Origin of the sequence: Halomonas sp., assembly GCF_041689495.1 — a bacterium.
Classification (GTDB): Bacteria; Pseudomonadota; Gammaproteobacteria; order Pseudomonadales; family Halomonadaceae; genus Halomonas.
Genome location: NZ_JBDNGD010000312.1, coordinates 1 through 2186, shown reverse-complemented (window position 1 = coordinate 2186; position 2186 = coordinate 1). Strand labels below are relative to the sequence as shown.

2 protein-coding genes are annotated in these 2186 nt (G+C 65.4%); both read right to left on the bottom strand.

Features of this window, described 5'->3' with window-relative positions; all coding sequences use genetic code 11:
- Positions 1 to 1440, bottom strand: a 1440-nt coding sequence (locus ACESMD_RS10300) for a hypothetical protein (RefSeq protein WP_372612848.1), incomplete at its 3' end; no start/stop codon positions are given.
- Positions 1433 to 2186, bottom strand: a 754-nt coding sequence (locus ACESMD_RS10295; protein WP_372612846.1) for a KGGVGR-motif variant AAA ATPase, incomplete at its 5' end; no start/stop codon positions are given. The genes ACESMD_RS10295 and ACESMD_RS10300, both read right to left, overlap by 8 nt.

Below are 2186 nucleotides of genomic sequence, written 5' to 3'. Positions count from 1 at the left end.
CGGCCGGCTGCGGGGCTTGATGCCGCCCTTGCGTCCGAGGCCGAAGCCCACGCGATAGAGGTCCGGCATGTCGATTCGGCCGTCCCTGCGCTGCTCGAATATTCCCACCCGCAGCAGGTCGTCTTTCACTCCATTCCAGCCCAGCGCCTGATGCTGAGGCGGCAGCTGCCCTGCTGTGCTCACGCTGTCCACCCCGCCTGGGAAGCGGCTCTCCCACTGCTGCCGGATCGTTTCGAAGGCGATCGGCACGCTCAAACCTGCCAGTGGGATGAGCACGCCTTTCACCCAGGCATAGTCTTCGGCCAGCTCATTGACTCGAATCTCCGAGGCCTTGCGCACGCCGCGTTTGATGCTCTCGTAGTGCAGTGCGTACGAGTGCTTCGGATAGCGCTCGGCGGTATCCTCGGCGGCCTGGCGTATGGCGGCGAGGAAGGAGCGTGGCGAGGTGCGCGCCTGCCCGTCGGCCAGATGGCTGACGATCCAGGTGTAGGGAACGCCGCGGCGGCGATCTCGCCCCATCCAGGGGCCTGCCAGAAGAGCAAACAGGCGTCGCTGCACGTGAGAGTCGCGCTTGGCATCGTCGTGTAGCTCATGGTGGCGTTCGCGATAGGGTGGAAGACTGCCCACGACGCCGGCATAGGCGTCGCGCAGGCAGTCACCGTGCTCGTCCGGTGCATTGATCAGGTGCTGCCACAGCAGCCCGTGCAGATCGTGATGGGCCCAGGAGAGCTCGGCCTGAGTGGCCAGCAGCTTGGAGGCATCCGGAAAGTCGCTCACGGTGCGCTCCAGCTGATCTTCTCGCAGGAACACCTTCGCCGACAGCCGCGGATAGGCCTTGAGCCAGAGCACCGCCCGCAGCAGTGCGCGTACCACCTGATCCATCTGGGCCCAGTCGCCGCTTACCCGGTCCAGGGCATCGAACAGGATGAGCCCATAGCGTTGCTGGCGGGTCTGCTCCTGGCTGGCCTCCTGCATCAGCTGCGCTACGTCCTCGGGGTTGTCCGTCAACCACTCCACCGTGGACTCCCAGCTGCTGCGCGGCAGCGGCCGAGAGGCCAGCTCGGCCGCCCAGCTCACGATCACGGCGCGCCATATCTGATACGGATCGCGGCCCGCCTCGATCAGGCTGATCAGGGTATCCGCATCCGGGTAGTGCTCAAGCGAAGGGCGCTCGGCGAACCCGATGCGTATGGTCGCCTGGTCCAGCTCGGGCACCGAGGAACCCAGCGTGTGGCGTAGCGCCGTATTGCCGAGCGCCGCCGTCCATACCGACTTGCCGACGCCACGGGTGCCCACCACCAGCTGGCACTCGGGGCGAAGCGCCTTAAGGTGCGTGGGTGGCACGTAGAGCCGCTCCAGGGACGGTGTGGCCCCGCTCAACGAGGTATCGAACGGCAGCGCCGCCAGCATGGCCGTCCGCAACTTGGCCGTTTCAGTCATTCGCTTCCTCCAGGGTGCTAGCGACGCGCCGTATGGACTCGACCATGGCCCCGAAGGTGGCGTTCACCTGGGCGTCATCCAGCTGCGCCAAACGCGAATGCAACGAGGTTAACGCCGCGAATCCACGATGCCAGCGAATCGCCCAGGGATAGTGCGGGGCGCTCTCGTCGTGATCATCGAAGCTCCACAGCCCCTCGGTCGTATGACCCGGCGGCACCTCATCATAAAGCGCCTCGGAAAATAGATCCCAGCCACGTTCACGAAGCCCGGAGAAGTAGTCGACAGAGTCCAGCTCGGGGATCATGGCTCCCACCAGCTGAAGGCGCTGGCGGATCTCATCGGCGACGCCGGCCCGGTGCCAGTAATCGAACAGCAGACGATACCCCGTCCAGGTTTGCTCGCCATCCAGGGCAAACAGCAGTACCAGGCTGGCGCCCAGGTCCGTCACGCAGCTGGCGGCCACATCATCGATTCCCGAACGGGAGTCGATCAGGATCACCTCCGGCTGCCAGCGGGCCTCTAGCCGAGCTATCAGTCGGCTCAAACGCTGGGACCAGGACTCACGCTGCCCGTCATCCGCCACCTTGGGCATCCATACCCGGCCAAGCTTGGCGATGTAGTCTCCCGGATCGGCGCCGTGGGCAGGCACCACCAGAATCTCGCCGTCATGCGAAAGCGGGCTGCTGGCCAGCATGTCCGCGAAAACGCGCTCTCCATTGTCGACCAGGTCTTCCACTAGCCAGTCG